Below are 12081 nucleotides of genomic sequence, written 5' to 3'. Positions count from 1 at the left end.
AAGATGACGGATAATGATAACAATCGGACTGTCCCAAGCGCGCTCCCGGTCGGGTACCGCTTCAACGAGTTTGAAATCAAAGAGGTGATCGGCGGCGGCGGTTTTGGCATTGTCTATCGCGCGTGGGATCACCAGCTCGAACGCACTATCGCTATCAAAGAATTTATGCCTTCCTCGCTCGCCGTACGCGGCGACGACATGACCCTGGTGCTGCGCAGCGAGCGCTTTGGCAAAGCGTTCTCCGCGGGCCTGAACAGCTTTATCCAGGAAGCCCGTCTGCTGGCGCGCTTTAACCACCCGAACCTGCTGCACGTTCTGCGCTTCTGGGTGCAAAACGACACGGCCTACATGGGGACGCTATTTTACAGCGGCACCACGCTTTCGCGCCTGCGCGAGGAAAAGCCGGAACTGATCAACGAGGCCTGGATCCGCCGCACGCTGCCGATGCTGTTCGGTGCGATTAAGACCATCCACGACGAAGGCTATCTGCACCGAGACATCTCGCTGGATAACATCCAGATCCAGGATAACGGCCTGCCGGTGCTGCTCGATTTCGGCTCCGCGCGCCGCACCATCGGTAACCTTTCCGACGAAACGGAAACCATGCTGCGCCCGGGCTTTGCGCCGATTGAGCAGTACACCGACGACAACGAAAGCGAGCAGGGCCCGTGGACGGACATTTACGCCCTCGGCGCCGTGCTGCGTACCCTGATTGTGGGTTCTCCGCCGCCGGTCAGCGTGGTGCGCTCGATTCAGGATACCTGCAAACCGCTGGTGGAAATCATGCCGCAGGGCTATTCCATTCCGCTGCTGCAGGCCATTGACCGCGCGCTGGCGCTGCACATGGAGGACCGTCCACAGTCCATCGATGAGTTCGCCGCGCTGATAGAGATGCCGGTCGCCGGGATTAACGACGTGCTGACGGCGAAAAAGCCCGGCACCATGCTGGTACCGGTGGAGGAGGAACAGCCGGCGTCGCTGCTCGACTGGCGTCGCTACAGGATCCCGGGCATGGTTGCCGCAGGCGTGCTGGTCGGCGTTGTCGCTGGCGCGATGCTTTTCAGCAGCGGCAAAGATGCGCCAGAGCAGGCTGCGCAGGCACCGGCAGAGACGCGTCCAACCGAAACCGCCGCGAACGCCCCAGACGTGAAGCCAGAAACGGCGAAGGTGAGCGAACCGGCGACGGCACAGCAGACGCCACCGCCTGCCGCGAGCCCTGTTGCGTTGGTCTATATCCGCATCCTCGACGGCGAAACGCTGAAAGTGAACGGCGAGCCAAAAGCGCTGCGTCCGGGAACCAACGGCTATGCATCGCTCAAGCTGCCGGCCGGTGAGGCGAAGATTGAACTGCAGGGCAACGGAAGAACGCGTGGCCAGACGCTGGATATTACCAAGCCGGGCACCTGGCTGGTGAATCCGTAGGAATATAAACAGGGGAGACTATGGAAGTGTACGATCTTCGAAGTCTTAGGCTTCATTCAAAGGAGTACGAGAAGATTGTCTCTCCTGTTTGTGCGTTTTGAATTTATTCCTAACCCGGAGGGTTGAGTTGAAGCCAATATGTGCTCCCCCATTTTTTTAAATAATAATAACGGGCGTACACAAAACAAGCTCGCTCATTTAAATAGCCATCTATGGTATTTCTGGGGAAGTATGGATCTTCTCGCAATATTGCTTTATTGCGTGAATTCAGTTCGCCAGCACAGAATTCCATTCATTTCAGACGCAAAAGCGTTTAGTGATTCGTTGCATTATTATGCAGGTGATGGTTTCAGCGTTTTGGTCATGCTTTTTTTTGTGCTTGACTTACTTTTATTACTCTCTTTGTGTACTTCGGCCTGTTTATTCTTCAAGCGAAAGATCGGAGCGGTTAAACTTGCACTCGCTCAGGAATTTTTTCGCTTGATTTCATTCAGATGTTCGGTCTCATTGTTCCCTCTTTTAGTAAGTATGTTTGATTTTTCAAACATCTGGTTGAATGTAGGTTTATTTGTCACATCAGAGTCACTGAAAATCTACTCTCTTGTTTTTTGGATGATCAAGAGGGAAAAGCCCCTTTCTTGAATGACGCTTTATCACAGATGCAGAATCTCTTATCTGCATCGCATAAGCTAGATGGAATAAAGATTATGCTCAACCGAATTACCGTTCAGCTCCCGGTGGAGGGGCTTCTGTTCTGGAAACTGACGGGCCGCGAGGCGATGTCCGAGTCGTTCGCGCTGACGCTGACCGTGCTCGGCACGGACGCGCGCATTGACCGCAGTAAGCTGCTGGGCCAGCCGGTCACGGTGACCCTCCCGACGCAGAACCTGCTGACGTCCCGCTATGTTAACGGCAAAATTACCCGCGTGGCGGTCAGCGCCGTTGAGCTGACGGGCACCCGCTATGCGGTGTACCAGCTGACGGTGGAGCCGGACCTGTGGCCGATGAAGCGCGACCGTAACCTGCGTATTTTCCAGGGCCAGACGGTGCCGCAGATTGTGAAAACCCTGCTGGGTGAGCATCAGGTCAACGTTGAGGACAAACTCACCGGCAGCTACCGGGTGTGGGACTACTGCGTGCAGTATCAGGAGTCGAGCCTGGACTTCATCAGCCGTCTGATGGAGCTGGAGGGGATTGCGTATCACTTCCGCCATGAGGCGGACAAGCACACCCTGGTGCTCACCGACGCCGCCACGCAGTACCAGCCGTTCAGCGGCTATGAGGTTATTCCTTACCACCAGACGCCGTCCGGCGGCAGTACGGATGAAGAGGGCATCAGCCAGTGGGCGCTGGAGGACAGCGTGACGCCGGGGATTTACAGCCTCGACGACTATGACTTCCGCAAGCCGAACGCGTGGTTGTTCCAGGCCCAGCAGAACCCGGCGTCGCCGACGCCGGGCAGCATTGACGTGTACGACTGGCCGGGGCGCTTTGTGGACAAGGGGCACGGGGAGTTCTATGCCCGTATCCGTCAGGAGCGCTGGCAGGTTGAGCACCAGCAGATTCAGGCCACCGCCACGGCGGCGGGGATTGCGCCCGGGCACACCTTCACGTTAACCAACGCGCCGTTCTTCAGCGACAACGGTGAGTATCTGGTCACGGCGGCGGGTTACCACCTCGAAGAGAACCGCTACGCCAGCGGCGAGGGTGAAACTATTCACCGGACCGATTTCACGGTCATTCCGTCGGCGGTGGTCTACCGTCCGGCGCAGACCACGGCGTGGCCGCGCACCTACGGCCCGCAGACCGCGAAGGTGGTGGGCCCGAACGGCGAGAGTATCTGGACGGACAAATACGGCCGCGTGAAGGTGAAGTTCCACTGGGACCGCCTGGCGAAGGGCGATGACACCAGCTCCTGCTGGGTGCGCGTGTCGAGCGCGTGGGCGGGCCAGGGCTACGGCGGGGTGCAGATCCCGCGCGTGGGCGATGAGGTGGTGGTGGACTTTATCAACGGCGACCCGGACCGTCCGATCATTACCGGTCGGGTGTACAACGACGCGAGCATGCCGCCGTGGGCGCTGCCGGCTGCGGCGACGCAGATGGGCTTTATGAGCCGCACGAAAGACGGTTCCGTGGACAATGCCAATGCCCTGCGGTTTGAGGACAAGGCGGGTGCAGAGCAGGTGTGGATCCAGGCCGAGCGTAACATGGACACCAGCGTTAAAAATGATGAAACGCACAGCGTCGGCGGAGCGCGCAGCCATTACGTGAAGAAAAATGAACTGCATCGCGTGGAAGCGAATCAGACCCAGGCTGTGAAAGGTGGCACCGAGATCCTGACGGGGAAAGGTAAGCTGGATGCGGCGGTGGAGCAGTATGTTATCGCTTCCGGGACGAAGCTGCGGTTGGTCTCTGGTGAGAGCGCCATTGAACTCAACGCGAACGGCAAGATTAACCTGATCGGCAAAGAGTTTAACTTCTTCGTGGAAGGGGATGGGTATATCACCACGGGCGGTAAGCTGCATCTGAACACGTCGGGAACCAAGCCGGGCACGACGGCGCCGGGATCGGGGCATAAAGGGGATATTGATGCGGCGGTGCAGGCGTATTTCTCTCCAGATCAGGCTAAAAAATCTGCCGGCGCGGGAGTTGCCGGAGGAGCAGGTAAAACGGCACCAGCGCAAAACAATTCAGCTGCATCAACTGGCACAGACAAAACCAGTGAATATGATTATTCGTTGCAGGACATGGTGGATAAGCAAAAGAATTTAAAGGCTAAACCTCAAAAGTGGACGCGACGAGGTTTTGTTAACGCCTCTGAAGATGATATTAAGAAATATGCAAACCCCGATAACTACAATACCGGAACTGATAAATATCAGTTCCTTGATCTCTCATCTTCATCAGGTGTTTCTGAAACTGATATGGCTTCCTTCTTGAAAGGGAAAGGCGTACTTGAAGGTCAAGAAAAAACATATCTTGATGCAGCAAAGAAATACAATGTCAGTGAAGTTTACCTGGCCTCGCATTCAGCTCTCGAAACAGGTAACGGAGCGAGTGAACTGGCAAAAGGTGTCGAGGTCAACGGTGTAAAAGTTTATAATATGTACGGTATTGGCGCTTTAGATGGCAATGCCGTTAAAACAGGTTCCAATTACGCATATAAAATGGGATGGACTTCACCAGAAAAAGCGATAGATGGTGGTGCGAAATGGATTTCCGAAAAATACATTAATAATGCGGATTATGCCCAAAACAATCTTTATAAGATGCGATGGAACCCAGCTTCGCCAGGAACGCATCAGTATGCAACTGATGTCAACTGGGCTGTAGCCCAAACATCAAATATGAAGAAAATGTTTGATAATTTCCCTGGGGCAAACCTATCATATGATATTCCCAAGTTTAAGTAATGGATTAACTTATGAGTAAAAAAATTCTGAGTGTTTTCTGTTCTGTTCTGGTGTTCTGCAGTTTGAACAGTTATGCGGCGACTGCTCAAATCAATAAAGAAGTTGAAAATTCATCACATAATCTTTTAGCAAATCCCGATTTTTCTGTACAAATAAACAATCAATCTGTCGCGTTGGGCGACAGATGGACTAATGACGTTGCACGTAAAGTTGAGTTACCGGTTGAAGGCCATTTTGTCGGAGAGGTTCCTTTTGACGGAACAAATTATAAATTCTTTCAGCATCAAAAGTCTGGGTTAGAAATATTCAGTTCCAATCTTTGGTGGGATAAAGCCGAGAGAAGCGTTGATGATTATATTGTGTCGCAGATTACGCTAACTGCTGCGGATGGCAAAACAGTTCGCGGGATCCATATTGGTTCAACAATAAATGAACTTAATAAAGCTTATGGTGGTGGCCAGGTCGAAAATGATTCCGGAGAGCAGTGGGTTTCCTATGAATTGGGTAAGAAATTACTCTCTTTTGAGGTAAAAGACAGTAAGGTTGTAAAAATAACAATGAATTACGATAATGGTTCTTCAGAGTGATTTATGACCAAAAAATATTTAGCAGTCGTATTGTTCACTGCTTTATTGGCAGGCGTCGTTGAAACGTCAACCGCGCTTGAATTATCGCAATACAATAAGCTCAATACGGTAAGTCGCATCGTTAATGATAGCGAAGTGACAGACATTCTCAGGAAAACGCTGGGAAATCATTACCAGGCCTTTATTGATAACTTTGATGTCTTCGGTGAACCGCATACCACTCCAGGTGGAGGATTGTTTGTTGAGGGCTGGCTAAAGGATCTCTACCAGGAAAATGCCTCAGCGCTGGTTATCAATCCTGACGGCAAAATCTTCGCGGCCTGGGTGGTTCCAGAATCAAACGTTATCCATTACCAGTCATCTGATAATAGTCAGCCGATTAATGCCGATATTCAGCAATGGGCCGCCAGGTTCAATACGATGCAGTTTGCAGCGAACAGCCAATCGAGACCTGCGTTTGACGGGGTTTGGGCAGGCGGGGTTGGCAACGACTCGACGTTAACCCTGCAGTTAGCTGAATCAGGCAACCGTATCACCGGGTCATATTGCTATATCTCCCGGAGAGGAAACCGCATCGACTGCCCGGAAGATGATGAGCATAATCTTAGCGGTACGATCGCGGGAAACCGTGCGAACGTAGCGTTTAACTCATCGTTTGGCGGCGCAGGCGGACGGGCTGTTCTGGAAATAAAGGGGAGTGAGATGGAATGGCTTTTAGTTACCCCTCCTCAAAAAGGAAATGATTATGCTCCACAGCGCTATACGTTACGTAAAGCCGCTTCGGTTCATCACGCTGAAACCAGAAAACTGGACACCGAAAAGTTCACTATCTCTCTGATAAACAAGTGCGGGCGTTTCGAGGGTGAATGTGACCAGATGGTTTATCTCGGTGTGCGCAAAAGCGATAACAGTACGATCTCCTTAAAGGGAAAAACGTTGCACGACCCCACTGGTAAAATAATCGGCTCAACGTACAAGAATGGCGAGATCGCTTATACCGTGACGTATGCACCCGTGAAATTGCTTGTCAGCAAAGGCAGCCATGTTTTAGTCGAACAGTCAGGTCAATGGCGTAAATAATAAAACAGCCAGCCAAAGGGCCAACATGGATTGGCCTTCATGTTTCTCTCAATATTAATCATCCCGAGTTCACTTATGAAATACACCCTCCAGGAAGGTTCATTTTCCCTTTTTCCTGCTGCCTGGCAGGATAACAGCATGAACATCATTCGCGATGACGAAAGCGGGCTGTCCGTGGTGGTCAGCCGCGGCGTGATTCCCGATGGCAGCGACTACGAACAAGAGTTTCACCGCCAGTGGGATGTGTTGCGTCCTCAGATGGGTGAGATCGCCCAGAGCGAATTCCGGAACGTAAACGCCGGGCCTGACGGAAAAATTAACGGGCTGGAAGTTGAGACCACGTTTGACCGTAACGGGCAACGCCTGTGGCAAAAACAGCTGGCCTTGCAGACGCCGGGCAAACCGGTATTGATGATTTTTACCCTCTCGGCATTAAGAGCCTTTACCGAAGAGGACGAGGTGCGCTGGAGCGCGCTTAAGCAGAGTCTGACGCTAAACGACAACCGGAATGTGTAAGGCATGAGCGATAACAACGCGGCCCGTAAGGGCGACGAGATTATTCACTCCAGCATTTTTGCTGACATCACCAGCATCGTGGCGGAAGGTGCCGCCTATGCGGTGATCGGCGCGGCGGTGGGCGCAGCAGCAACCGTAGCGGCGCCATTGCTGGGGGCCGGGGCGGCCGCAGCGGGCGTGGCGGCGATTGGGTCCAGCTGTCTGTTAAGCGGGATTATCGGTGGCGTGCTGGCGAACGTGGCGGGGATCACCGACGATATCAGCAACGCCGCGGAAGGGTTAGGCAATGCGCTTTTCCCGCCGTCGCCTGCGGGTAAAATCACCACCGGTTCGAACAACGTACTGACCAATGCAATCCCTGCCGCGCGCGCGGCAGGCACGCTCACGCCCGCCGATACACCGTCCCCTGAGCCGCAGTCGCCGGGCAGCTTTGCCGATTACGCGGGCATGCTGCTTTCCGCCGCCGGACAGTTTGGCAGCGAAATGTGGCAGCCGAGCGTGGCCTCAGCCGCCGCGGGAACCTCGCCGCTGGAAGAGGACAAGGTGGCGTGTGAAAAGCACTCCGGGCCGCAGTATCTGGCGGAAGGATCCAAAAGCGTCTTTATCAACGGGCAGCCCGCGGTGCGTGCGAAAGATCGCACCACCTGCGAAGGCACCGTTTCCGACGACGTCTCCCCGAACGTGATCATCGGCGGGGACACGCTCACGGTCCGTGATATCAAAAGCGGTAAAACGCCGGGTCTGGCGCTGGGGATGATTGCGCTCTCCCTGCTGCGCGGGCGCCCGGGCAAGATCCTCAAAAACATGCCCTGCGCGCTGGCAGCGGCTGGCGGTGGGATGCTGGCCGATATGGCGGTGAATGCCGTGTTTGGCTCCTCGCACCCGGTTCACGCCGCCACCGGCGTGAAGGTGCTGAACGACGACGATGAGCTCGACTTCTCGCTGCCGGGGCGCTTCCCGCTTCGCTGGCAGCGCAGCTACAACAGCCTGACCACCCGCGAAGGGCTGTTTGGTCTGGGCTGGGCAACGACTTTTGACAGCTATCTGACGCTGGAAGATAACAATGCGACCTGGTTCGACGAAACCGGGCGCGAGCTGAGCTTTGAGCTGCCGCCGGTCGACCGCGCGTTTTACAGCATCAGCGAAGGCATCATTATCCGCCGCAATGAGAATGGCGACGTGGCGATTGCCGACGATGACGGCGCGGTGTGGCGTCTGTATAAACCGACCCGCGCGAATCCCTCCATCCTGCGTCTGGCCTCCCTCAGCGACGAATACGACAACGCGTTGCTGACGGAGTGGGACGAGCACGGCAGGCTGGTTGGTATCCATGATGAGCCGCGGGCCATCGACGTCACCCTGCGCTATGACGATGAACGTTTCCCGCTGCGCGTGACCGCAGCCAGCCATTTCGACGGCAACCAAACCTGGCCGCTGATGCAGTGGTGCTACGATGCGCGCGGCCAGCTGGCGAGCGCGACGGACGCCTCCGGCGTGGTGACGCGTGAATACCGTTACAACGACCACGGCCTGATGGTCTGGCACCGGATGCCGGGCGGGCTGGAGAGCGAATACCGCTGGCAAAAATTCGACCACTGGCGCGTGGTGGAAAACCGCACCAGCACCGGCGACGGCTGCCGCTTTAGCTATGATTTAGCCGCCGGGCTGACGACCGTCGAGCACTACGATGGTCAGACGCGCCGCCACTACTGGAACGCGCAGAATCTGATTGTCCGCTACGTTGACGAGCGCGGTGAAAACTGGCGCTACGAGTGGGATGATAACGAGCTTCTGACGCGTCGCATCGATCCGCTCGGCAACGCCGTCACCTTCGTCTACGACGAGATGGGCAACCGGGTGCAGGAGACCGATGCCGACGGCAATACACGCACCACCACCTGGCTGGAGCACCGCGCGCTTCCCGCGGCCATTATCGAAGCCGACGGCAGCGCCACCCGGTTCTGGTACGACGAACATCACGGGCTGAAGCGCGTGGTGGACCCGATGGGGCAGACGACGCAGTTACGCCGGGACGCGTTCGGCCAGGTCGTTGAAGAGGTCGATGCCGCAGGCAACAGCCGCTACCAGGAGTACAACGAGGCCGGGCAGATTGTCCGTTCGACGGACTGTTCCGGGCGTATTACCCGCTATCGCTATCATCCGCTGGGCTGGCTGGTGGCTGAGACTGGCGCCGACGGTGAAGAGACGCGCTACCGCTACGACGCCGCAGGGCGTCCGGTGCAGCTCGATCGCCCGGAAGGCTGGACGGAATCGCTCAAATGGAACGAACGTGGCCTGCCGGTGAAACATGCGGGCGCCGACGGGAAAGAAAGTGAGTTCAGATACGACGAGGCGGGGCGCTTAACCGCCACCCGAAATACGCAGGGTGAAGAGGTGCGCCGCAGCTGGGACAGCCGCGGGCGTCTGATTGCCCTGGAAAACGAGAACGGCGAAGCGTATCAGTTCCGCTGGGGGCCAGACTCGCTGCTGCTGGAAGAGGTGGGGCTTGATGGCGTGGCCTCGCAGTATCGCTATGATGCCTGCGGGCGCACGATTGCGCGCACCTTTGCCGCCGGTCATCCGGAGGCTATCACCCACGCCTTCGGCTGGAGCGCGAGCGGCCAGCTGATCGCCCGCACCACGCCGGAAGGGCAGACCCGCTACCATTACACGCCTTCCGGGCTATTAAGCCGGATTGGTCTGCATCCTGCGCTTTCACCCGACGCGTGGACCACCGAGGCAGAGCAGGAGCTTGCCTTTGAGTATGACGCACTCGGTCGCGTCACCCGCGAAGCTGGCGAGCACGGCGAGCTGGCGTGGGAGTATGACGCGCTGGGCAACCGCACCTCCGTCACGCTGCCCGATGGTCGCGAGCTGAAGCAGTTCTACTACGGCAGCGGGCATCTGCTCAGCATTGCTCTTGATAAGCTCTCGGTTTCCGACTTTACCCGCGACGAGCTTCACCGCGAGACCAGCCGCACCCAGGGTCTGCTGACCACCCGCAGCGAATACGACCGCCTTGGCCGACTGCATCGCCGTGACGTCTTTACCGGCAACGCCCAGCGCCCGTCGCCGCGCCGCTGGTCCCGCCGCTGGGATTATGACTACCGCAATAACCTGGTGCGCGAAGAGCGGGACGATAACCCGTTCAGCTGGTACCGCTGGCAGTACGACAGCGCCGGGCGCCTGCTCGTTCAGGACGGCACGCTGCCGGGTCAGGAGCAGTGGCACTGGGATGCAGCCGGTAACCCGCTGGAAGGTTCTGCTGAGAAGGTCACGCACAACCGCCTGACGCAGCTGAACGGCATTCGCTGGCGTTATGACATCCACGGCCGCACCGTGGAGAAGGATAACGGCCAGACCCGCTGGCACTACCGCTACGACGGCGAACATCGCTTGACGGAAGTCATCAGCCAGCCTCGGGATCGCAACAAGCCGCAGACGCAGGTCAGCTTCCGCTACGATCCGCTCGGTCGCCGCATCAGCAAAACGCGCCGCCAGATGCTGGGCGGACAGCCAGCCGGCAAGCCGGTCACCACCCGGTTTGTCTGGGAAGGGTTCCGGCTGCTGCAGGAAGTGCACGGGGATGTGCCGCTGACCTACGTCTACAGCGATCAGGACAGCTACGACCCGCTGGCGCGTATTGACGGCGTTGATGCCCCGGAGATTTTCTGGTTCCACTGCCAGCCCAACGGCACGCCGGAGCGGATGACGGATGTCGAAGGGCAGGTGCGCTGGGAAGGGGTGAACAGCGCCTGGGGCAAGCTGCTGCGGGAAAGCGAGACGCAGGTATCAGGATATTCTCAGAACCTGCGCATGCAGGGGCAATACCTGGACCGTGAGACAGGGCTGCACTACAATCTGTTCCGTTATTATGACCCGGACTGCGGAAGGTTTACGCAGCAGGATCCGATAGGGCTGGCGGGGGGGATAAACCTTTACCAGTATGCGCCGAATGCGCTGGGGTGGGTGGATCCGTGGGGGCTATCTAATAGCGGTATATTAGATAAAGCTATGGCTGGTAAAGTTGGTGATAGACTTTCTGCTCACCATGTTATACCCGTTGAGGTGTGGAAAGAGAACCAATCATTCTTCAATAATATTGGTATCGGAAAAGACATGAACTCTGCATTTAATGGTATTCATGTTCCAGGTAGTGCATCAGCGATGAAACAAGATGCAGGGAAAGGTATGGATGTTTTCCATAGTAGTAATCATCATAACTATAGTGACATTGTTCGTCAGCGCATTGCTCGTGTTGAGCAACGATATAATTCTGGAAGATTGGATGCTAAAGGGGCGAGGATAGCTATAAGGCGGATCCAGATTGATATGAAGAATAAAATTTGGATGGGACATGTTCCCACAACAAAATGCAGGAGAATGAATTAATGTCCTATTATGTGATCATGAATGACTTTGAATCATCACTCATGCCAAGAAATTTACAGGGCATGGTTGATGAAAGATTACAGATCAATGAAAACTGGGAAATAGAAGGCTCTGCATTTTCCTTCCCTTATCGAATAACAGACGATGCATGCCCAGACCGTATTTATTTGTTGTGCAATAAAAATGTTGGGGCTTTGAAATTTGACTATTATAAAAAAGACTTTGGACACTTGATGGATAAGTCTTTATTTTCAATTTTTGAAAATTATAAGCACACTGTTTTTTTTGGCCGAGATATAACACCAGTTTCGATTGGGAATGGTCAAGTTCTTCGGGATGATTTTAAATATGTATATTTTCCAGGTGGCGATGTAATAGATGAGGATAAATCTATTCTTGAAGAGGATAAGTTCGGAGATATCATCCCTTTTAAAATTGAGTTCAAGGATGATGCGCTGGAATATGATATACTTTCGTTGAATGACACATTGTTAGGTGGTTTTATCATTGTTAAACAAGAAGTCAAGGAAGTTATAGAAAGTAAAGGCTTCCGAGGGGTGAAACTTGTTCCACTGGAAAATGCTTTAGACGTTTTCTGTGAAGATTATTTCTACGAAATAGACTCAAATCGTAAAAGAAAGGGCAATAAACTACCTTAATATTGAATAGTG

The 12081-nt window shown here is 54.9% G+C and carries 8 protein-coding genes; all 8 read left to right on the top strand.

All coding sequences use genetic code 11. The features are described from left to right. Positions 1–3: 3 nt before the first annotated feature. The 8 genes from ACOTXF_RS00845 to ACOTXF_RS00810 all read left to right on the top strand — a co-directional run bounded on the left by ACOTXF_RS00845 (position 4) and on the right by ACOTXF_RS00810 (position 12069). On the top strand, positions 4–1422 hold the full coding sequence (locus ACOTXF_RS00845) for a serine/threonine protein kinase (RefSeq protein ID WP_421635243.1): 1419 nt from the start codon (positions 4–6) through the stop codon (positions 1420–1422). 231 nt (positions 1423–1653) lie between these two features. After that, the gene (locus ACOTXF_RS00840; RefSeq protein WP_232926597.1) at positions 1654–2064 is read left to right on the top strand and encodes a hypothetical protein; all 411 of its coding nucleotides are present in this window, start codon (positions 1654–1656) and stop codon (positions 2062–2064) included. 65 nt (positions 2065–2129) lie between these two features. Continuing rightward, entirely contained in the window at positions 2130–4835 is a 2706-nt protein-coding gene (tssI, locus tag ACOTXF_RS00835) for a type VI secretion system tip protein TssI/VgrG (protein ID WP_048962847.1), read from the top strand. A gap of 11 nt (positions 4836–4846) precedes the next feature. Beyond that, positions 4847–5422 (top strand): hypothetical protein, encoded by a 576-nt coding sequence (locus ACOTXF_RS00830; RefSeq protein ID WP_047747424.1) that lies wholly within the window; start codon positions 4847–4849, stop codon positions 5420–5422. A 3-nt stretch (positions 5423–5425) separates the two neighbouring features. Next, complete coding sequence (locus ACOTXF_RS00825; RefSeq protein WP_045418993.1) at positions 5426–6502, top strand: hypothetical protein; 1077 nt, start codon at positions 5426–5428, stop codon at positions 6500–6502. Positions 6503–6577: 75 nt separating this feature from the next. Continuing rightward, the gene (locus tag ACOTXF_RS00820; RefSeq protein WP_045418995.1) at positions 6578–7018 is read left to right on the top strand and encodes a DcrB-related protein; all 441 of its coding nucleotides are present in this window, start codon (positions 6578–6580) and stop codon (positions 7016–7018) included. A gap of 3 nt (positions 7019–7021) precedes the next feature. Continuing rightward, positions 7022–11410, top strand: a complete 4389-nt coding sequence (locus ACOTXF_RS00815; protein ID WP_181519263.1) for an RHS repeat-associated core domain-containing protein — start codon at positions 7022–7024, stop codon at positions 11408–11410. Beyond that, on the top strand, positions 11410–12069 hold the full coding sequence (locus ACOTXF_RS00810; RefSeq protein ID WP_045352310.1) for an Imm43 family immunity protein: 660 nt from the start codon (positions 11410–11412) through the stop codon (positions 12067–12069). Before ACOTXF_RS00815 ends, ACOTXF_RS00810 begins: the two co-directional genes overlap by 1 nt. The last annotated feature ends 12 nt before the right edge of the window (positions 12070–12081 follow it).

The sequence above is a fragment of the Enterobacter cloacae complex sp. IR53041 genome, from assembly GCF_049238285.1.
GTDB classification, from domain to species: domain Bacteria; phylum Pseudomonadota; class Gammaproteobacteria; order Enterobacterales; family Enterobacteriaceae; genus Enterobacter; species Enterobacter roggenkampii.
The sequence above is the reverse complement of the archived record's forward strand: the minus strand, read 5'-3'. Positions and strand labels throughout refer to the sequence as shown.

Bases quoted from the DNA above. Each gene is read 5' to 3' on its own strand.
- ACOTXF_RS00845 (WP_421635243.1), top strand. From the start codon at position 4: ATGACGGATAATGATAACAATCGGACTGTCCCAAGCGCGCTCCCGGTC.
- ACOTXF_RS00840 (WP_232926597.1), top strand. From the start codon at position 1,654: ATGGATCTTCTCGCAATATTGCTTTATTGCGTGAATTCAGTTCGCCAG.
- tssI (WP_048962847.1), top strand. From the start codon at position 2,130: ATGCTCAACCGAATTACCGTTCAGCTCCCGGTGGAGGGGCTTCTGTTC.
- ACOTXF_RS00830 (WP_047747424.1), top strand. From the start codon at position 4,847: ATGAGTAAAAAAATTCTGAGTGTTTTCTGTTCTGTTCTGGTGTTCTGC.
- ACOTXF_RS00825 (WP_045418993.1), top strand. From the start codon at position 5,426: ATGACCAAAAAATATTTAGCAGTCGTATTGTTCACTGCTTTATTGGCA.
- ACOTXF_RS00820 (WP_045418995.1), top strand. From the start codon at position 6,578: ATGAAATACACCCTCCAGGAAGGTTCATTTTCCCTTTTTCCTGCTGCC.
- ACOTXF_RS00815 (WP_181519263.1), top strand. From the start codon at position 7,022: ATGAGCGATAACAACGCGGCCCGTAAGGGCGACGAGATTATTCACTCC.
- ACOTXF_RS00810 (WP_045352310.1), top strand. From the start codon at position 11,410: ATGTCCTATTATGTGATCATGAATGACTTTGAATCATCACTCATGCCA.